Source organism: Nocardioides psychrotolerans, assembly GCF_943371775.1.
Taxonomy (GTDB): Bacteria; Actinomycetota; Actinomycetes; order Propionibacteriales; family Nocardioidaceae; genus Nocardioides; species Nocardioides psychrotolerans_A.
This window is the reverse complement of sequence record NZ_CALRWD010000030.1, coordinates 18,582-38,635: the sequence shown is the minus strand read 5'-3', so window position 1 is coordinate 38,635 and position 20,054 is coordinate 18,582. Positions and strand designations below refer to the sequence as shown.

Below are 20,054 nucleotides of genomic sequence, written 5' to 3'. Positions count from 1 at the left end.
GCCTTCCGAGGGAGATGGGGGGAGGTGCTCACCGACGAGGTGAGCAGGCCGAGGGGCCCGCCGGATCTCCGGCGAGCCCCTCGGGTGGTGCTACTTCCTGATGACGCGGATCTTGATGCCTTGGAACGAGCTGGACGTCGTGGCGTTGCCGAGGTACTTGATCGCGACCGTGACGACACCCGGCTGCTTGAAGATGCCGAGCTTGGCCGTGAGCACGCCGTCCTGGAGCTTCTTGGTGATCGACGTGCCGCGGTAGGTCATGCGCACGTTGCCCTCGGCCGGCATGCCGGCGGCCTTCACGACCACCTTGACCAGCGCGGCCTTGAACTGCTGGACGCTGCTGGGCGCGGTGACGGTCATCGTCGGCTTGGCCTGAGGAGCGGCCGCGACCGTGATCGGGACCTCCACCTCGGTGCCGGTGGCAGCGCCCTCGACGACGAGCTGGCGCACGCCGGCACCGACCGAGGCGGGCAGCGTGACGCTGACCGAGGCCGTGCCGACCTCGTCGAAGATCGTCGTCTTCGGGTCCTGGCCCTCGGCGAGGGCGGGCAGGGCGCTGTCGACCGGGAAGGTGCCGAGCGTGGTGCCGCCCAGGGAGACCGTGACGTTCTCGTCCTTGACGTCGGTGGCGTTGCTGAACGACAGCGACGACAGCTCGAAGGCGACCGTGTCACCGGGCAGGTAGGACGCCGGGGCTGCATCGCCGAAGTCGACACCGACGGCGCGCTGGTCGTAGTCGACCGCCAGCGGGGCGTCGGCGGCGAACTCCTCGAGGTAGTCGACCATCGTCTGCAGGTCGATCTTGCCCGTGTCGCGGCGCGCGGTGCCCTGGGAGAAGGCACCGAAGTTGTCGCCGCCGGATGCGAGGAACGAGTTGACCGTCACCGAGAAGGTCTCGGTCGCACCGATCGGGTCACCGTCGAGCGTCATGCTCGTGACACGGCTGCCCTCGGGGGCGGTCGGGTCGTAGGTGTGCTCGAAGCCCTTCGAGGCACCCAGGCGCAGGAACGGGCGCGAGGACGCGGCCGGCTGCCACTGCTGCTCGAGCGCGGACTTGATCTGCGCGCCCGTCATGGTCATGTTGACCAGCGTGTTGGCGAAAGGCTGCACGTTGGCGGCCTGGCGGTAGGTCAGCGCCGCCGGGTAGCCGTTCGTGTTGTTGCCGAGCAGGTCGGCACGCAGGCCACCGGGGTTCATGAACGCGATCTGCGCGTCGGTCTCCGAGCGCTGCACCTCGGCGACCAGGTTGCCGACGGTGGACTCACCACCGCGGTTGTCGACGAGGGCGGGGGCACCCTGGGCGTTGCGGCCGTTGGCCTTGGCCCGGCGGAAGTCACCGGCGAGGTCACCGAGCTCGACGGCGCCGAGCACGTTGGCCTCGGTGACCGCGGCCGAGACGATGTCGGTGGTGGGCTGGTCGGCGTCGTAGAGCGGCGTCCAGACGACCGTGCTGGCGTTGCAGGTCGTGCCACAGGTCGTGAGCGGCAGGATCTCGCTCTCGAGTCCGTCGATCGAACCGTCGGCCGGGTCGATGGAGTAGGTCAGCTGGTTGAGGTTGTAGCCGTACTGCCCCGCCGACACCACCGGACGCTCCTTGACGGCACGGTCGGCCCACCCTGCGACGGGGAAGGAGCAGTCGTAGGACAGGTGCGTGTGACCCGAGATGATCGCGTCCACGTTGGTGTTGACGCCGTTGATGATGCTGCCGAAGGCCGAGGTCGGGTCCGCGGCCATCGTGGCGCAGTCGGCGTTGGGCGCGCCCTCGTGCACGAGCAGCACGACGAGGTCGGCGCCGTCGGCGACGAGCGCGTCGGCCTCGGTGTTGGTCGCCTCGACGATGTCGGAGACGGTGATGTCCTGGATGCCCGCGGGCGAGACCAGGGAGGGCAGCTCCTCGGTCACGGCACCGACGAAGCCCACCTTCACGGCGCTGTCGCCGGTGCCGAAGGTCTTGGTCCAGCTGGGCTCGAGCACGGGGGTGTCGGCGGGCGCTGTGGGCTTGACCTCGACGTTGGCGCCGATGTACTCCCACAGGGCTCCGCCGTTGGCGGCCCCGTCGGGGATCACCCGCTCCATCAGGTCGTCGTAGCCCTGGTCGAACTCGTGGTTGCCCACGGCCGAGACCTCGAGACCGGCCTCGTTGAGAGCGTCGATCGTCGGCTTGTCCTGCTGGATGAACGAGTCGAACGTCGAGGCGCCGATCAGGTCACCCGCGGCGGCGAAGACGGTGTTGGGCTGCGCCGCTCGGATCTCGTCGACCGCCCCGGCGAGGACGGCCGCGCCGGCCTCCTGGCCGTTGGCCGCGATGCGGCCGTGGAAGTCGTTGATGCCGAGGATGTTGATGCTGACCGGGTCGGCGGCGTTGGCTGCGGGGGTGGCGAACGCGAGAGGCGTCGCCACGAGCCCGAGACCGACACCTGCCGCCAGCGCGCGCGAGCTCAGACGAGCCCGAGAACTGAAGAGCACGGGGTGACCTTTCGAAGGTGTTCAAGAGTGACCTTCAGCACCCTAGCCCTCCCAAGGAAGCACGACACCCCCCCGATCCGGCCCGCACGTTAACTCGAGGTGAAGTCCCCGCACGGGAGATCCTCCGGCGGGACGGTCAGGAGGCGGTTGCCGACGCACGCTGGCGTCGGACGTCGCGGAAGAACTCGTAGCCCGACCACATCGTCATCGCGACGGCACCGGCGAGCAGCACCTGCGAGACGTAGAAGAGGATCTCGCCCGGCACGTCCAGGGCTCCGTCGACCTGGCGCAGCGGGAGCGTCAGCCCGCCCAGGGCGAGGGCCTGGAGCGTCGTCTTGATCTTGCCGCTCTGGGCGGCCGCGATCACGACGTGCTTGAGGATCGAGAGGCGCAGGATCGTGACGCTCCACTCGCGCAGCAGCACGATGATGGTGACCCACCACCAGATGTCGCCCACGATCGAGAGACCGATGAAGGCCATGCCGGTGATCGCCTTGTCGGCGATCGGGTCGGCGATCTTGCCGAAGTTGGTCACCAGGTTGCGCGCCCGGGCGATGTCGCCGTCGATCTTGTCGGTGATCATGGCCAGCGCGAAGATCACGTAGGCGATCGTGCGCCAGAGCACGGAGTCGCCGCCGTCGACGAGGAGGGCCCAGCCGAAGAACGGGACCATCACGATCCGCAGCGTCGTGAGCGCGTTGGGGAGGTTCCAGTTGGAGCCGGTGGACATCTGCGGGTCGACGGCGCTCATCGGGTCTCCCCCTCGGCGATCAGGTCCACACCGTCCGTGGCCACCACGACCGCCGCGACGAGGTCGCCGACCTGGGTGCCCGGCGGGAGCTCGGTGACCGTGGTCGTGCCGTCGACCTCGGGGCCCTGGTGGGCACCGCGTCCCTCGGCCACGTCGCCGTCGAGCGACTCGACCAGCACGACGACCTGCTCGCCGATGCGCTCCTCGGCCCGCTGGGCGTTGAGCTCCTCGACGAGGCCGCTGACGTGCTCCACGCGGGCGCGCACCTCGTCCTCGTCGAGCTTGCCGTCGTAGGACGCGGCCTCCGTGCCGTCCTCGTCGGAGTAGCCGAAGACGCCGGTCACGTCCATGCGGGCAGCGACCAGGAAGTCGCAGAGGGTCTCGAGGTCGTCCTCGGTCTCGCCGGGGAAGCCGACGATCACGTTGGAGCGCACGCCGGCCTCCGGCGCGTGCGATCGCACCTGGTCGAGCAGGCCGAGGAAGCTCTCGGGGTCACCGAAGCGGCGCATGCGACGCAGCACCGTGGCACTGGCGTGCTGGAAGGACAGGTCGAAGTAGGACGCCACCCCGGGGGTGGTCGCGATCGCCTCGACCAGGCCGGGACGGGTCTCGGCCGGCTGGAGGTAGGACACGCGCACGCGGTCGATGCCGTCGATCGCGGTCAGCTCGGGCAGCAGCGTCTCGAGCAGCCGCAGGTCGCCGAGGTCCTTGCCGTAGGACGTGGAGTTCTCGCTGACGAGGAACACCTCGCGGGCGCCCTGCTCGGCCAACCAGCGCGCCTCGCTGATGACGTCGCTGGGGCGGCGGCTGACGAACGAGCCGCGGAAGGCTGGGATGGCGCAGAAGGAGCAGCGGCGGTCACAGCCGCTGGCCAGCTTGAGGGCCGCCATGGGGCCGGCGTCGAGCCGACGGCGTACGGCGCGCGGGCCGGTCGCGGGCCCGCCCAGGCCGACGGTGGTGACGTCGGCGACGTCCCCGTGGCCGGGGACCGCGGCGGTCGACGCCGCGCGCTCGACCGGGGAGATCGGGAGCAGCAGGCGACGGTCCGACGGCGTGTGGGGGTGGTGGACCTCCCCCGCGACGATCGAGCGCAGCCGCGCGGCGATGTCGGGGTAGTCGTCGAAGCCCAGCACGGCGTCGGCCTCGGGCAGCGACTCGGCGAGGTCCTTGCCGTAGCGCTCGGCGAGGCAGCCGACGGCGACGACGGCCTGCGCGCGTCCGCCCTGGTCGGCGGAGGCCTTGAGGTCGGCGGCCTGGAGCAGCGTGTCGACGGAGTCCTTCTTGGCGGCCTCGACGAAGCCGCACGTGTTGACCACCACGGTGTCGGCCATCGCCGGGTCGTCGACCAGCAGGAACCCGTCGGCCTCGAGGCGGCCGGCCAGCTCCTCGGAGTCGACCTCGTTGCGGGCGCACCCGAGGGTCACCATCGCCACGGACAGCAGGGGCGGGGTGGCAGCGGAAGTCGTCTCGGTCGTCATAGTCGCCTCCGAGTATGACGACCGGGCGGGGGCGACGCGAAATGCGCCGCCCCCGCCCGTGTCGTCATCAGCAGGCCTGCGGGGTCGTCAGTGACGAGCCACACGCGGTCGACTGCCCGGCTTGACCGCCAGGACGGGGCACTCGGCGTCGAGCAGCACCCGCTGCGCGACGCTGCCCATGAGCAGCTTGCCGACCGGCGAGCGGCGCCGGATCCCCAGCACCACGAGCGTCGCGTCGACCTCACGAGCAACCGTGAGCACGGCCTGGCCGACGTCCTGGGCCACGACCTGGCGCACCTCGACGGTGACGCCGCGACCCTCCAGGTCGGCGCGGACCTCGTCGAGCTGCTCGGGGCTGGCCCACCGCTGGTCGACGTAGGCGTCGCCCTTGGACCCGTTGACCAGGATCACGCTGCTGCCGGCCAGGGCGGCCTCGGCAGCCGCGTGCTCGACCGCCACGGCGCCGTACTCGTCGGGCGTCCACCCGACCACGATCCCGGTCATCGCTGCACCATCTCCTCGTCGCGCTCCTCGGTGTCGACCGGCTCGGTGCCCGTCGGGCTCATCCTGGACATCACGACACGGCCGACGAGCGCCAGCGCCAGGATCACGTAGACGATGACCGCGAGCGGCTCGTCGAGCAGCCCGGTCCAGTCGCCGCCCGAGATGGCCAGCGCCTCGCGGAGCTTGGTCTCCAGGATCGGGCCCAGGATGACGCCGAGGATCAGCGGCAGCACCGGCAGCCCGAAGCGGCGCATCGCCAGCCCCAGCAGGCCGAAGACCAGCAGGAGCGCGACGTCGAAGGGATCCAGGTTGGTGCTGTAGGCACCCAGGCAGGCGAAGAACAGGATGCCGGCGTAGAGCTGCGGGCGCGGGATGCTCAACAGCTTGGCCCACAGCGGCGCCAGCGGCAGGTTGAGCACCAGCAGCAGCAGGTTGCCGATCAGCAGGCTGGCCAGCAGCGTCCACACCAGGTCCGACTGCTCGGTCATGAGCTGGGGGCCGGGCTGGATGCCATAGCCCTGGAGCGCGGCGAGCATGACCGACGCGGTGGCCGTCACGGGCACGCCGAGCGCGAGCATCGGGACGAACATGCCGGCGGCCGAGGCGTTGTTGGCGGCCTCCGGACCGGCGACTCCCTCGATCGCGCCCTCGCCGAACTTCTCGCCGCCCTTGGCCAGCTTGCGCTCGGTCACGTAGGACAGGAAGGTCGGGATCTCCGCCCCACCGGCCGGGATCGCCCCGAACGGGAAGCCCAGCGCGGTGCCACGCAGCCACGGCTTCCACGAGCGGCGCCAGTCGTCTCGCCCCATCCACGGACGGCCGACCGGGATGATCTGGAGCGGCTGGCGGCGCAGGTGCGCGGCGACCCAGAGTGCCTCGCCGAGGGCGAAGATGCCCACGGCGATCACCACGATGTCGAGGCGGTCGACCAGCTGCGGCACGCCGAAGCTGAGCCGCGGCTGACCGGTGTTCAGGTCGAGACCGACCAGGCCGATGGTGAGGCCGAGGAACAGCGCGATCAGCCCGCGCAGGCGGGAGCTGCCGAGCACGGTCGAGGTCATCACCAGGGCCAGCACGATGATCGCGACGTACGACGGGGCGCCGATCTCCACGGCGACCCGGGCCAGCGGCGGCGCGAAGAGCGCCACCAGGACGGTGCCGATGGTGCCGGCCACGAAGGAGCCGATCGCGGCGGTGGCCAGTGCCTGGGCGGCCCGGCCGCGCTTGGCCATCTTGTTGCCCTCGAGCGCCGTCATCACCGACGCCGACTCACCCGGCGTGTTCAGCAGGATCGACGTCGTCGACCCGCCGTACATGCCGCCGTAGTAGATGCCGGCGAACATGATGAACGCCGAGGTCGGCTCGAGGCCGAAGGTCACGGGCAGCAGCAGGGCCACGGCCATGGCCGGGCCGATGCCGGGCAGGACGCCGACGAAGGTGCCGAGGACGACGCCGATCGCGGCGTACATCAGGTTCTCGGGGGTGATGGCGGCCTGCAGGCCGCCCCAGAGGAGGTCCAGGTCGCCCATCAGAGGATCCCGTCCAGGACTCCGGGGGCCAGCGGGATGCCGAGGCCGACGTAGAAGGCGTACCAGCTGCCGACGGCGAGCACGAGCCCGACGATGGCGTCGCGCACCTGGGTGCGGCTGCCGAGGGCCCAGGCGGAGCCGGCGAAGAGGATCGCGCCGGTGAGGGCCCAGCCCAGCCAGCTGACGGTCGCGATGGTCAGGACCAGGACACCGACCAGGCGGGCGACGGTGAGCCAGTCGGCGGCCACGCCGAGGTCGACGTCCTCGCCGCCCTCGACCTCGCCGCGGTCACCCGCGAGCGCCGAGATCGCCAGTGCGACGGCCAGGACGAGCATCACGGTGCCGATGACGTAGGGGAAGACCTTGGGACCGACGGGGTCGGCGAAGCCGACCTCCAGCCGGCTGGTGTCCCACAGGGTCACCAGGCCGATCAGGCCGAGCACGGCCGCGAGGCCGAGCTGCGCGAGGTCGCGGTCAGCGCCGACCTCCTTCACGTGGTGGGTGCTCACAGCAGCCCGACCTCCTCCAGCGTCGAGGCGACGCGGGCGTCCTGCTCTTCGAGGAACGCTCCGAACTCGTCGCCGGTCTTGAACTCGTCGATCCAGCCGTTCTTGGCGAGGATCGCCTCCCACTCGGGGGTCTCGTGCATCTCCTCGACGTAGGCGATCAGCTCGTCGCGCCGCTCCTCGGAGATGCCCGGGGGCGCGAGGACTCCGCGCCAGTTGGTGAAGACCAGGTCGATGCCCGACTCGGTCAGGGTCGGGGCATCCTTGACGGACTCCCCCGTGAGCCGCTCGTCGCCGGAGACCGCGAGGACCCGCAGCTTGCCGGCCGCGATCTGCGCCTCGAACTCCCCCAGCCCGGAGAAGCCGACCTGGATCTTGTTGCCCAGCAGGGCCGTCGTGAGAGGGCCACCGCCGTCGTAGGGCACGTAGGTCACGTCCTCGGGGTCGACGTCGACCGCCTCGGCCAGCTGCATCGGGAAGAGGTGGTCGGGACCGCCCGGGCTCGAGCCGCCGCCGACGACGACGCCGGTGGGATCGGCCTGCCAGTCCTCGACGAAGTCGTCGATCGTCTTGTACGGCGAGTCCGCCGGGACGAGCACGCCCTCCTGGTCCTCGATCAGCTGGGCGATCGGGGTGGCGTCGGTGAGCTTGTAGGGCAGCCCGAAGGAGTACGCCGACCCCACGACGCCCAGGCCCATCGTCATCAGCAGGTGCTCGTTGCCCTCCTCGCCGATGAGGCGGGTGAGCGCGACCGACCCGCCGGCGCCGAGGATGTTGGTGACGTCCATCGTGCCGCCGGTGATGTCCTGGGCCTCGAGCACGCCGACCGCGGCCCGACCGGTCTGGTCGTAGCCGCCGCCGGGGCTGTTGGGGATCCACATCGCGATGTCCTGGCTGTCGTCACCGCGGGTGACCCCGCAGCTCGACACCGCCAGGCCCAGCGCGACGACCGCAGCGCCCAGCGCGGGCCGGGACCCGATGCACCTGCGCCTCGTCAGTGCCGCCAGCATGTCTCTCCTGTGTCCGTCGGGCCCGGTCGTCCCCGGGCTGAGCACACCCTCGCGCGATGATGTGGCGTCGGTCACGCTTGGGTAAGCAAAGGAGGTTGTGCAACTTGTGGTCACGGCTGCGCCGCCCGTCCCGGATGAGTCTCGCCGGGCAGTTCCTGCTGCTCCAGCTGGCCGTCCTGGTCGTCGTGGTCGCCGTCGGCAGCGTGGTCTCGGTGCGCCAGAGCGACGCCGACTTCCGCGACACCCGCGGCGCCCGGCTCGCCGCGACCGCGGAGAGCCTGGCCAGCACCGACGCGGTCCGCGAGGCCATGGAGCAGCTCGACGGACGCGCCGAGATCGCGTTCTACGCCCAGCAGCGGTCCGACGACGTGGGCGCCTCGGCCGTCTACGTCACCGACCCGACCGGTGTCGTGGTCGTCGGCACCGACCCCACCCGCACGGGCGAGAGCGTCGACCTCGGCGACGGCGACGTGCTCGAGGGCCGGTCCTGGACCGGCGACGTCACCGACCGCGGCCGGCCCGCCATCGCGGCCATCGTGCCGATCCTCGCCGACAACAGGCCCGTCGAGGGAGGGCCACCTGCCGGCACCCTGGTCGGGATCGTGGTCGTGACCGAGGACTACCCCGCCCTCACCGAGCGCCTGGGGCGGACCCTCGACGACCTCGTGCTCTACCTCGGGATCGGCCTGGTGCTCGGCATCGCGGGATCCCTGTTGCTCTCCCGGCTGATCCGCCGCCAGACGCGGGGATTGGAGCCCGCCGAGATCGCCGCGCTGGCCGACCAGCGCGAGGCGGTGCTCACCTCGCTGCGCGAAGGACTCATCGCGCTCAACGCCGAGGGCCGCGTCACGCTGGTCAGCGACAGCGCACGCCACCTGCTCGACCTGCCGGAGGACACCTTCGGCCGCTCGGTCGAGGACCTGCCGCTCCCGCCCCGTGTCCTGGACCTGCTGCTCGGCGAGGACGACGTGCTCGATGCGCCCCTCGTGGTCGGCGGCCGTGTCCTCGTGCTGAACCGCAGCCAGGTCGTCCAGGACGGGAGGGTCGTCGGCACGGTCACGACGCTGCGCGACCGCACCGAGCTGCTGGCACTGCAGAGCCAGCTCAGCGCCCGGGAGAGCGTCACCGAGACCCTGCGCGCGCAGACCCACGAGTTCAGCAACCAGCTGCACACCATCTCGGGGCTGCTCCAGCTCGGTGAGCACGAGGAGGCCCAACGGGTGATCGGCACGCTGTCGCGCCGGCGGGCCGAGATCAGCGACGCGGTGCGGGCACGGGTGCAGGACCCGGCCGTGGCGGCCCTGCTGGTCGCCAAGGTCAGCCTGGCGTCCGAGCGGCGCGTCGAGCTGGCGCTGCACGTGGACAGCGGCCTGCCCCGTCTCTCCCCCGACCTCTCCGCCGACGTCGGCACGGTCGTGGGCAACCTGGTCGACAACGCGGTCGAGGCCGTGGCCGCAGGAGGCCGCGTGGACGTCCTGCTGACCTCCGAGGAGGGCGTGGTCGTCGTCCAGGTCGCCGACACCGGGCCCGGGGTCCCTGCCGGACGTCTCACCACCGTGTTCGAGCGCGGCTTCACCACCAAGCCGAGCGATGCCAGCGGCCGGGGTGTCGGGCTGGCGCTGGTGCAGGTGGTCTGCGAGCGGCGCGGCGGGTCCGTCTCGGTCCACAATGACCACGGCGCCGTCTTCACCGCACGGCTGCCCCACGACGAGCAGGAGACGGACCGATGAGCGACCTCCGTGTGCTGGTGGTCGACGACGACTTCATGGTCGCCTCGATCCACTCCCGCTTCGTGGAGCGGGTCGAGGGCTTCGAGGTCGTCGGCGTGGCCGCCACGGCCGCCACCGCGATCACCGAGGTCGAGCGCCTGTCCCCCGACCTGGTGCTGCTCGACGTACACCTCCCGGACGCCAGCGGCATCGACGTCCTGCGGCACCTGCGGGGGGCCGGCAACGACGTCGGCGTGATGGTCGTGACCGCAGCCCGCGAGGCCGACACGGTCCGCGCAGCGGTGGCCGGCGGTGCGGCGCACTACCTGGTCAAGCCGTTCGACTACGACGACCTCCGCACCCGCCTCGAGGCCTTCGCCCGCTCCCACCGGGCGCTGGCCAACGTCGGGTCGGCCGACCAGGAGGACATCGATGCCGTCTTCGCGCCGCTGGGCCGGGGCCGCGAGCCGCTGCCCAAGGGCCTGAGCCAGGAGACCGCCGACGCGGTCCTGGCCGCCCTGCAGGCCGGCGGCGAGCTCTCCGCCGGGGAGTGCGCCGAGCGCGTGGGCGTCTCGCGCGTCAGCGCCCGGCGCTACCTCGAGCACTTCGTGCTGCGCGGGGCCGTGTCCGCCCGGTTGCAGTACGGCGGCGCCGGGCGGCCGGAGCGTCGCTACCGGACCGTCTGACGCCGCCGTCGCCTTGCACGGGGCTCGTGTGGAGCTGCCTCAGTCGCGCACGACGAAGGTGTTCTGCGACTCCTGGCCCGTCGCGCCGAGGGCGCCACGGTCCTCGCCGTCGATGCTCACCGTGAGCGAGCCGTCGGTCGACTGGACCCGCACCGGCGGGGTGACCTGGAGCTCGACGGTCTGCATGAACGCCACGTCGCCGTCGAAGACGACCGCGCCGCTGCCGTCGCGCACCACGACCACCGCGCCGCCGCCGGTCGCGGTCAGGACGACCGGGACCTTGGGGCCGGCGTTGCTGGTGCCGTTGTTGATGCCGCTGGACTGGTTGAGGCGCGGGGTGTCGGCCATCTGGACCGGCCCGTCCATCGCGAGGCGGGCGATCGACCAGATCAGCACGACCGCCATGACGGCCGCGACCAGCACCGACCAGTTGGGACCGCCGCGGGTGCCGCGGATCGGGCCGTGGGCGCCGGTGGCCAGCTCGGCCTCGAAGACGCGGCGCGGGTCGACGGGGGCGTCGGCGTAGCGCTCGTCGTAGGAGGCGAGGAGCGGCGCGGCGTCCACGCCCAGCACGCGAGCGAGCGTGCGCAGGTGGCCGCGGGCGTAGAAGTCGCCGCCGCAGGGTCCGAAGTCGTCGACCTCGATGGACTCGATGACGTGCGGGCGGATGCGCGTGCGCTCGGCGAGCTGATCGACACCGAGGCCGATCCGCGTGCGGGCGGACGCGAGCTGCGGACCGACCACGGGGTCGAGCACAGGCGCCGACACGGTGTCGTCGATGACGATCGTCGCGTCGCTCTGCGGAGCAGCGTCGTCGGCACCGATCAGGTGCACGGTGTCGCGCCGCGGCTCCTCGACGACGGGCTCGGGAGCGGCCTCGCGGCGGCTCTCGGAGCGGGCAGCGTCGACCAGCTTGCGCAGCGGGCCCGGGGTCGGGCTCGCGAACGCCGGCGCCTTCTCGGCGACGGGCTCGGCTGCCACGGGCTCCTCGACGGGCTCGGGCTCGCGCTCGAAGGCCTCAGCCTCGGGCTCGAGCTCCGAGGTCGTGTCGGGCTCGTCGTCGAGGACCTCGTCCTCGACGAGGTCCTCGGCCGGCACCAGGTCGATCTCGACCACGTCGGCGGTCCAGTTGGACCGCTCGAGCAGCGCCTCGGCGAGGTCGTCGCCGGCACCCACGACGCGCGTCGCGAGCCCCAGGCGCACGGCCCAGTCGGTGCCGTCGTTGCCGATGACGTCCAGGCGTCCGTCGCGCAGCAGCCCGCGGCGGGCGAGGTGCTCGACCCGGTCGACGTCCGACCACGGCAGCCCGTGCCAGACACGACCGCGCCGCACTCGCAGTCCCTGCGCGTCGGCGACGAGCAGGGGCGAGCGGGCGTCGAGCAGCGCGGCGAGGTTGAGCCCGCCCACGACGGTCATCAGCGCGCACAGGGCCCAGTCGAGCGGGGCGCCGGTGCCCGAGGCGCGCACCAGGTAGGCGATCGCCAGCACCGAGGCCGTGATGCCCAGCCCCGCGGCCACGGGGACGTGCCGACGGACCTCGAGGTCCGTCGTACGGGTCGGCTCGGAGGTCTCGGCCTCGGGCACGTTCAGGGTGTCAGTCACAGCTCCCCCTGCAGGGTCATGATCACGGCGTCGATCTCGTCGGGCTTGACCAGGACGTCGCGGGCCTTGGAGCCCTCGCTCGGCCCGACCACGCCCCTGCTCTCCATGATGTCCATCAGTCGCCCGGCCTTGGCGAAGCCGACGCGCAGCTTGCGCTGGAGCATCGACGTCGAGCCGAACTGGGTCGACACGACGAGCTCGATGGCCTGGATGACCAGGTCCATGTCGTCGCCGATGTCGTCGTCGAGCTCACGCTTGGCGGCCGCGGGTGCGGTGACGTCCTCGCGGTAGGTCGGCTCGAGCTGTCCCTTGCAGTGCTGGACCACCTGGTGGATCTCTGCCTCGGTGACCCAGGAGCCCTGCACGCGCACGGCCTTCGAGGCACCCATGGGCAGGAAGAGACCGTCGCCCTGGCCGACCAGCTTCTCGGCTCCCGGCTGGTCGAGGATGACCCGGCTGTCGGCGAGGGAGGACGTGGCGAAGGCGAGCCTCGAGGGGACGTTGGCCTTGATCAGGCCGGTGACGACGTCGACCGAGGGACGCTGCGTCGCCAGCACCAGGTGGATGCCGGCGGCGCGGGCGAGCTGGGTGATGCGGACGACCGAGTCCTCGACGTCGCGCGGCGACACCATCATCAGGTCGGCGAGCTCGTCGACGATCACCAACAGGTAGGGGTACGGCGCCAGCTGGCGCTCGCTGCCGGCTGGCAGCTCGACCTTTCCCGCTCGCACGGCCTTGTTGAAGTCGTCGATGTGGCGGAAGCCGAAGTTGGCCAGGTCGTCGTAGCGCATGTCCATCTCGCGCACGACCCACTGCAGCGCCTCGGCGGCCTTCTTGGGGTTGGTGATGATCGGGGTGATCAGGTGCGGCACACCCTCGTAGGCGTTGAGCTCGACCCGCTTGGGGTCGACCATGATCATCCGGACCTCGTCGGGCGTGGAGCGCATCAGGATCGAGGTGATCATCGAGTTGATGAAGCTCGACTTGCCCGAGCCCGTCGCGCCGGCGACGAGCAGGTGCGGCATCTTCGCGAGGTTGGCGACGACGAAACCGCCCTCGACGTCCTTGCCGAGGCCGGCCACCATCGGGTGGTGGTCGGAGCGGGCCGCGTTGGAGCGGAGGACGTCGCCGAGGGAGACGATCTCCTTGTCCAGGTTGGGGATCTCGATGCCGATCGCGGACTTGCCGGGGATCGGGCTGAGGATGCGCACGTCGGCCGAGGCGACGGCGTAGGCGATGTTCTTCGACAGCGCCGTGACCTTCTCGACCTTGACCGCAGGGCCGACCTCGACCTCGTAGCGTGTGACCGTCGGGCCACGGGTGTAGCCCGTGACCTGCGCGTCGATGCCGAACTCGTCGAGGACCTGGGTGAGTCGACCGACGATGTCGTCGCTGGCAGCGGACTTGGCTTTGTGCACCGAGCCCGGCTTCAGGACGCCGTTCTCCGGCAGGGAGTAGGTGATGTCGCCCGACAGGGAGAGCTGCTCGACGCGCTGCGGGATCGGCGTGTGCGGCGGTGGCTCGAGGTCGGCCTTGTCCTCCCCCGCGGCGTCGGGGGTGACGGGCAGGACCGGCTGGCCGAGGGTGCGGGGGCGCACGATGTCGAGACCGGCGTCCTCCTCGAGCGCCACGTCCAGGGCGTCGGGGACCGCGATCGACTCCGCGTCTGCCTTGCGGCGACGCTTCGGCTTCTCCTCGATGACCGGGGTGTCGTAGGCCGGGTCACCCTCGGGCAGGAGGTCAGGGTCCTTGCGACCGCGGGTGCGCATCGGCTGCGTCGCGTCGAGACCGTCGCCGTCCTCCTCCAGGTGCCTGCCGAGGAGGTGGTCCCAGGTGTCGCGGAGCGCCTCGGGGAGCCGGTAGAGCGGGGTCCCGGTGATGACGAGCAGACCGAAGAAGGCCAGCAGGGCGAGGACCGGGACGACGACGTACGCCGACTGGAGCAGGTCGAGCAGCAGCGAGGAGACCACGAAGCCCACGGCGCCGCCGGCCTGCTGGAGGTTGCTGCTGTCGCCGACCTCGGGCTGGGGGTTGCCGTTGGCGATGTGGACGATGCCCAGGACGCCGAACGCGAAGGCCGCCCAGCCGATGACCTGGCGGCCCGCAGGACCGGTGCTCACCGGGTCCCGCATGAGTCGCCAGCCGGCGAGCACGATCAGCAGCGGCACGAACCAGCCGACCTTGCCGACCGAGCCCTCGACCACGGTCCGCGTGAGCTCCATGGCACCGCCGGGCAGCTGGAACCACACGGCGGCGGCCACGACGACCGAGACCGCGAAGAGGAAGAGCCCGGCGCCGTCGCGGCGCTGCTCGGGCTCGAGCTCGCCCGCGGTGTGGCCGATGCCGCGTGCCGTGGCGCCGATGCCGTGCGCGATGCCCAGCCACACGGCGGCAAGGCCACGGAAGAGGGCGATGAACATCCGGGCGACCGGACCGGTGCCGTTGCGCACGGCGCGAGGAGCCGGGCGGGCTGCCGGCTTGCGCGCGGCAGGGCGTTTGGGGGCGCTCTTGGGCGTGGACTTCGTCGGGGTCTTGCTGGGTGACTTCCGGGCGCGACTGGATCGGGTGCTCGAACCGCTTCGTCCACTACTGCTCGACCTGGAAGAAGACGTGCTCTTGCTCCGCGACCCCGGCGGGGAAGACGTACGGGTCGCCATACGACCAAACTAGGCCACAGTCCCACCCGTCACTTGCATCACAGCATGCGTGTCGCCCACGAGCTGGGTGGGCGGGGGCCCGAGCCCGCAGATCGTGCGGTCCGGCATCTTCGTTACACAGAATTTGCCGGCAAAACCCATGCAGTGCTGGACCATCGGCCCGCGGTTGCCTAGGGTCAAACGGTTGGTGTGCCAGATCACAAAGGCACACCACGTCTTGATTCCACTCGGAGGGAACAACAAGTGAAGATCATCACCACAGGGCTGAGCCTGGCCCTGCTCGGAGCCGGCCTCGCGGCCACGCCCGGGCTCCAGGCCTCGGCCGCTCCCCCGGCGCCTGCCGGGGAGTCGCTCGTCCAGCGCATGAAGGGCGAGGCGGCAGGAGCCGTGCAGATCACGGCTGACAGGGCGACCGGCAAGGTCGGCTTCGCCCGTGCGACCGGGAGCGAGGGCGACCTGCTCCCCGGACTGGACGGTGCCTCGGCCCGTGCGGCCACGACCAAGGCCCGTGCCTACCTCGACGAGTACGCCGGGGCCTTCGGGGCCACCGCCGCCCAGCTCGAGCAGTCGGGCGTCAACGCCGACCGCTACGGCTGGACCGTCGACTTCACCCAGCGCTACCGCGGGGTGGAGGTCTTCGGCTCGAAGCTGCGGGCCCACGTCGACAAGGACGGCGACCTGACCTCGGTCAACGGCTACGCCGCCCCCGCCCTGGACCTCAGCGTCACGCCGCGCCTCACCGCCGCCCAGGCCGCGACCCGCGCGCTGGCGATCGTCAGGACGAAGTCGGCGACGCCCGACGCCACCGTCAGCACGGCCGGCCTCAAGGTCGCCAGCAACAAGCTGATGGTCTACCGCATGGGCTCGACCCGCGGCGAGACCGGCGAGGCGGTCCTCACCTACGTCCTCGAGGTCACCAACGAGCGCACCGTACGCGACATGGTCTTCCTCGACGCCGAGAGCGGCAAGATCGTCAACCGCTACTCGATGATGGCGCACGCGCTGGACCGCGAGCTCTACGAGGCGTCCGTCAACGACCAGGGCACCGAGGACCCGGCCGACGACACGACCGACTACGACCTGGTCTACGAGGAGGGCGACGCGCTCCCCGGCGACCTGGACGTCGACCAGCTCAGCGAGGTCGAGGGCACGGGCGAGGCCTACTGGCTCTTCAAGAACGCGTTCGGCCGTGACTCCTACGACAACGCCGGCGCCACGATGGTCACGGTCAACAACGAGCCGTCGATCAACTGCCCCAACGCCAACTGGAACGGCTCGACGACCAACTACTGCGCCGGGGTCAGCTCCGACGACACGGTCGCCCACGAGTGGGGCCACGCCTACACCGAGTACACCTCCGGCCTGATCTACCAGTGGCAGTCGGGCGCGATGAACGAGGCGTTCTCCGACATCTGGGGCGAGACGGTCGACCAGCTCAACGACCGCTACAACGAGACCCCCAACACCCCGCGCACGACCGGCCTGTGCTCGCAGTTCACGCGTGGCGCGGTGGGTCTCACCATCAACTCCCCCGCTGACGTCGCGGGCGACTGCGACGCCGCCCCGGCGGCGTTCGGTCCTGTCTTCGACAAGACCGGCGTCACCGCCGACGTCGTCGTCGGTGCGCCCGTCGACGGCTGCGCGCCGTTCACCAACGCTGCCGCCATGGCCGGCAAGTTCGTCTACGTCGACCGCGGCACCTGCACGTTCGGCGCCAAGGCGCAGGCTGCGGAGGCCGCCGGCGCCGAGGGCATCATCATCGGCAACAACGTCGCCGAGCCGCCGTTCTCCCCCTCGGGCGACGCGGACATCTACGGCGTGATGGTCGGCCAGGACACCGGCACCAAGATCAAGTCGGCGACCACGACGGTCAACGTCACGGTCAAGGACATCGACGAGGCCGACAAGGACAACTCCTACCGCTGGCTCTCCGGCGAGGCCGACCCGGCCTTCGGCGGCGCCATCCGCGACATGTGGAACCCCACCTGCTACGGCGACCCCGGCAAGGTGTCGGACGCCGAGTACAAGTGCTCCACGGACGACAGCGGCGGCGTGCACAGCAACTCCGGCGTGGTCAACCACGCGTTCGCGCTGCTCGTCGACGGCGGCGCCTACAACGGCGTCACCGTCCCGGCGATCGGTCGTGACAAGGCCGCGGCCATCTTCTGGCGCTCGCAGAGCGAGTACCTCTTCCCGGTCGCCGACTTCAGCGACCTCTCCGAGAGCCTCGTCTCCTCCTGCACCGACCTGGTCGGCCAGGAGATCAACGAGCTGACCCTGGAGCCGGAGGCGACGCCGACCCTGGCGACGCCGATCACTGCCGCTGACTGCACCGCGGTCTCGATGGTGAGCGACGCGGTCGAGCTCAACCTGGACCCCAAGGCCCAGTGCGAGTTCAAGCCGCTGCTGGCCAAGGGCGCCCCGTCGCTCTGCGGCAAGGGCTTCACGGCCCGCACCGTCTGGTCGGAGGACTTCGAGGACGGCCTCAAGGGCTGGGACAAGACCGAGGACGTCGTCTTCGAGGGCGCTTCGGGCATCCCGTGGAAGACGGTCGCCAACGCGCCCGGCAACCACTCCTCCACCGTCGCCTACGCACCGGACCCGGCCGAGGTCGGCGACTGCTCGGGCACGGCGGACGACGTGTCGAGCCGCAACTCGATCACCAGTCCTGCCTTCGCGATCCCGGCGGGCCTCTCGCCGCGGATGTCGTTCGAGCACTACGTGGCCACCGAATACGGCTACGACGGCGGCAACGTGAAGTACAGCGTCGGTGGCAAGCCGTTCAAGGTCATCCCGACCAAGGCCTACGCCTTCAACGCCCCGGGCGCCCAGATGGAGGTCGCTCCCGGCAACACCAGCCCGATCGCAGGCGAGCAGGGCTTCACCGGCACCGACGGCGGCGAGAACCGCGGCTCGTGGGGCACCTCGATCATCGACCTCAAGAAGCTCGGCGCGAAGGTGGGCCAGAAGGTCCGCGTCCGCTTCGACATGGGTCGTGACGGCTGCGGTGGCCTCGACGGCTGGTACGTCGACGACATCAAGGTCGCGGTGTGCAAGGTCGAGACCAAGCTGCAGGCGACCCCGAAGGCGGGCGCGCCCGCCAAGGTCGTCGTCCAGGTCAAGCGCGACGGCTCGAAGGGCACCACGCCCCAGGGCGCGATCAAGCTGCTCAAGGGCAAGCAGGTCGTCGGCAAGGGCTACGCCAAGAAGGGCAAGGCGACGGTCAAGGTCCGCGGCCTCAAGCCCGGCACCTACACCCTCAAGGTGGTCTTCCCCGGCACCCCGGCCTTCGCCGCTGCCAGCGACACCGTGAAGGTCCGCGTCACCCGCTGATCCTCAGCACGCTGCTCCAGCACCACCCAGCACGACCAGGAGGCCCCGTCGGACACCCGTCCGGCGGGGCCTCCTGCTGCCGACGCCGAGTCGGCGCGATGTTGCACCACCTGCGCCGACGGCGGGTCAGGCCTCGATGACGACCGGGATGATCATGGGGCGCCGCTTGTGGGTGGTGTTGACCCAGCGGCCGACCACCCGCCGCACGGTCTGCTGGAGCTGGTAGGAGTCGGTGGTGCCCTCGGCGATCACCCGGTCGAGGGCGTCGATGACCGGCTGCTTGATCTCGTCGAAGCTCGAGCCCTCGAGAGCGTTGCCGCGGGCGTGGATCTCGGGACCGCTGGAGACCTTGCCGCTGACGGAGTCGACGACGACGATGATCGAGATGAAGCCCTCCTCGCCGAGGATGCGACGGTCCTTGAGGTCGGACTCGGTGATGTCGCCGACCGAGGAGCCGTCGACGAAGACGTAGCCGCAGTCGACCTTGCCGACGATCGAGGCGACCCCGTCGACGAGGTCGACCACGACGCCGTCCTCGGCGATCACGACGTTGTCGACGCCCGTGAGCCGGGCGAGGGCGGCGTTGGCCTGCATGTGCCGGATCTCCCCGTGGACGGGGAGCACGTTGCGGGGCTTGACGATGTTGTAGCAGTAGAGCAGCTCGCCGGCGCTGGCGTGGCCGCTGACGTGCACCAGCGCGTTGCCCTTGTGCACGACCCTCGCGCCCCACCGCGCAAGGCCGTTGATGACGCGATAGACGGCGTTCTCGTTGCCGGGGATCAGGCTCGAGGCGAGGAGGACGGTGTCGCCCTCGGCGATGTGTACGACGTGGTGGTTGCGCTGGGCGATCCGGCTCAGGGCGCTCATCGGCTCGCCCTGGGAGCCGGTCGAGATCAGCACCTGGCGCTCGGGCGCCAGCTGGGCGAGCTCCTTGAGGTCGACGATCACGCCCGGGGGCACGCGGAGGTAGCCCAGGTCGCGGGCGATCGCCATGTTGCGCACCATCGAGCGGCCGACATAGGCGACCTTGCGGTCGTGGGCGACCGCCGCGTCGAGGACCTGCTGCACGCGGTGCACGTGGGAGGCGAAGCAGGCCACGATGATGCGCTGGGCGGAGTCGCGGAAGACCTGGTCGATCACCGGGGTGATCGACGTCTCCGCCGGAGTGAAGCCGGGCGTCTCGGCATTGGTGGAGTCGGTGAGGAAGAGGTCCACGCCCTCCTCCCCCAGCCGTGCGAAGGAGCGCAGGTCGGTGATGCGACCGTCGAGCGGCAGCTGGTCCATCTTGAAGTCGCCCGTGTGCAGGACCAGGCCGGCGGCGGTGCGGATCGCGACGGCCAGCGCGTCGGGGATCGAGTGGTTGACCGCGACGAACTCGAGCTCGAACGGACCGAACGAGATCCGGTCGCCCTCGCGCACCTGGTGGTGGACGGTCTCCTGGAGCCGGTGCTCGCGCAGCTTGCTGCCGAGCAGCGCGAGAGTGAGCTCGGAGCCGACGAGCGGGATGTCCCGGCGCTCGCGCAGGAGGTAGGGCGTGGCCCCGATGTGGTCCTCGTGCCCGTGGGTCAGCACCAGCGCCTCGACGTCGTCGAGCCGCGCCCGGATCGGCTCGAAGTCGGGCAGGATCAGGTCGACCCCGGGATGGTGGTCCTCGGGGAACAGCACGCCGCAGTCGACGATCAGCAGCCGTCCCGCGTGCTCGAAGACGGTCATGTTGCGCCCGACCTCGCCGAGCCCACCGAGCGGGATCACCCGCAGTCCTCCGGAGGGCAGCTCGGGTGGTGCGGAGAGCTCGGGATGCGGGTGGCTCACGCGGGTGTCCT

Annotated in this window: 13 protein-coding genes; 3 read left to right on the top strand and 10 right to left on the bottom strand. The window is 71.0% G+C overall.

Annotation, left to right across the window (positions count from 1 at the left end; genetic code table 11):
* Positions 1-90 precede the first annotated feature (90 nt).
* The 7 genes from AAG827_RS10690 to AAG827_RS10660 all read right to left on the bottom strand — a co-directional run bounded on the left by AAG827_RS10690 (position 91) and on the right by AAG827_RS10660 (position 8,244).
* Positions 91-2,466: a 5'-nucleotidase C-terminal domain-containing protein gene (locus AAG827_RS10690; RefSeq protein WP_341925942.1), complete on the bottom strand. Its 2,376-nt coding sequence runs from the start codon at positions 2,464-2,466 to the stop codon at positions 91-93.
* A 136-nt stretch (positions 2,467-2,602) separates the two neighbouring features.
* On the bottom strand, positions 2,603-3,217 hold the full coding sequence (pgsA, locus tag AAG827_RS10685; protein ID WP_341925941.1) for a CDP-diacylglycerol--glycerol-3-phosphate 3-phosphatidyltransferase: 615 nt from the start codon (positions 3,215-3,217) through the stop codon (positions 2,603-2,605).
* Positions 3,214-4,695: a radical SAM protein gene (locus AAG827_RS10680; protein ID WP_341925940.1), complete on the bottom strand. Its 1,482-nt coding sequence runs from the start codon at positions 4,693-4,695 to the stop codon at positions 3,214-3,216. The genes pgsA and AAG827_RS10680 overlap by 4 nt, the downstream gene beginning before the upstream one ends.
* A gap of 87 nt (positions 4,696-4,782) precedes the next feature.
* Positions 4,783-5,199: a universal stress protein gene (locus AAG827_RS10675; RefSeq protein ID WP_341925939.1), complete on the bottom strand. Its 417-nt coding sequence runs from the start codon at positions 5,197-5,199 to the stop codon at positions 4,783-4,785.
* Positions 5,196-6,728, bottom strand: coding sequence for a tripartite tricarboxylate transporter permease (locus tag AAG827_RS10670; RefSeq protein WP_341925938.1), 1,533 nt, complete (start codon positions 6,726-6,728; stop codon positions 5,196-5,198). Before AAG827_RS10670 ends, AAG827_RS10675 begins: the two co-directional genes overlap by 4 nt.
* Complete coding sequence (locus tag AAG827_RS10665) at positions 6,728-7,237, bottom strand: tripartite tricarboxylate transporter TctB family protein (protein WP_341925937.1); 510 nt, start codon at positions 7,235-7,237, stop codon at positions 6,728-6,730. Before AAG827_RS10665 ends, AAG827_RS10670 begins: the two co-directional genes overlap by 1 nt.
* Positions 7,234-8,244, bottom strand: coding sequence for a tripartite tricarboxylate transporter substrate-binding protein (locus tag AAG827_RS10660; protein WP_341925936.1), 1,011 nt, complete (start codon positions 8,242-8,244; stop codon positions 7,234-7,236). Before AAG827_RS10660 ends, AAG827_RS10665 begins: the two co-directional genes overlap by 4 nt.
* Before the next feature lie 104 nt (positions 8,245-8,348).
* Between AAG827_RS10660 and AAG827_RS10655 the strand changes: the two genes are divergently transcribed.
* Entirely contained in the window at positions 8,349-9,974 is a 1,626-nt protein-coding gene (locus tag AAG827_RS10655) for a sensor histidine kinase (protein ID WP_341925935.1), read from the top strand.
* On the top strand, positions 9,971-10,639 hold the full coding sequence (locus tag AAG827_RS10650) for a response regulator (RefSeq protein ID WP_341925934.1): 669 nt from the start codon (positions 9,971-9,973) through the stop codon (positions 10,637-10,639). Before AAG827_RS10655 ends, AAG827_RS10650 begins: the two co-directional genes overlap by 4 nt.
* 39 nt (positions 10,640-10,678) lie before the next feature.
* Here AAG827_RS10650 and AAG827_RS10645 read toward each other — a convergent pair whose 3' ends face one another.
* Positions 10,679-12,241 (bottom strand): helix-turn-helix transcriptional regulator, encoded by a 1,563-nt coding sequence (locus AAG827_RS10645; protein WP_341925933.1) that lies wholly within the window; start codon positions 12,239-12,241, stop codon positions 10,679-10,681.
* The gene (locus AAG827_RS10640; protein WP_341925932.1) at positions 12,238-14,898 is read right to left on the bottom strand and encodes a DNA translocase FtsK; all 2,661 of its coding nucleotides are present in this window, start codon (positions 14,896-14,898) and stop codon (positions 12,238-12,240) included. The genes AAG827_RS10645 and AAG827_RS10640 overlap by 4 nt, the downstream gene beginning before the upstream one ends.
* A gap of 243 nt (positions 14,899-15,141) precedes the next feature.
* Here AAG827_RS10640 and AAG827_RS10635 point away from each other — a divergent pair, with 243 nt between their 5' ends.
* Complete coding sequence (locus AAG827_RS10635) at positions 15,142-18,231, top strand: M4 family metallopeptidase (protein ID WP_341925930.1); 3,090 nt, start codon at positions 15,142-15,144, stop codon at positions 18,229-18,231.
* Positions 18,232-18,357: 126 nt separating this feature from the next.
* Here the strand turns inward: AAG827_RS10635 and AAG827_RS10630 are convergent, their stop codons facing one another.
* On the bottom strand, positions 18,358-20,043 hold the full coding sequence (locus AAG827_RS10630; RefSeq protein WP_341925929.1) for a ribonuclease J: 1,686 nt from the start codon (positions 20,041-20,043) through the stop codon (positions 18,358-18,360).
* Positions 20,044-20,054: the final 11 nt, after the last annotated feature.